This window comes from Janthinobacterium sp. Mn2066 (genome assembly GCF_049319705.1).
Classification (GTDB): Bacteria; Pseudomonadota; Gammaproteobacteria; order Burkholderiales; family Burkholderiaceae_D; genus Janthinobacterium.
In genome coordinates this window covers 1-243 of record NZ_JBMOUF010000055.1, presented here as the reverse complement: position 1 = coordinate 243, position 243 = coordinate 1, and the positions used below count along the sequence as shown (strand labels likewise).

At 51.4% G+C, this 243-nt stretch carries 1 tRNA gene; it reads left to right on the top strand.

From position 1 onward, the window contains the following. The first annotated feature begins 167 nt into the window (after positions 1-167). Positions 168-243 (top strand) — tRNA-Gly (locus tag ACL9RI_RS27730).

The following is a 243-nucleotide window of genomic DNA, read 5'->3' as shown; positions in this document are numbered from 1 at the left end:
GGAGTAGCTCAGTTGGTAGAGCGCAACCTTGCCAAGGTTGAGGTCGAGAGTTCGAGACTCTTCTCCCGCTCCAGTTTTTCGGAACTGCATCAAGGATAGCAAGTTAGCAAGGGTAGTAAAGTAGTACTGGAAGTGCAGCAAGCTTTCTGGTAAAATGTTGTTCCGCTGCGGGAGTAGCTCAGTTGGTAGAGCGCAACCTTGCCAAGGTTGAGGTCGAGAGTTCGAGACTCTTCTCCCGCTCCA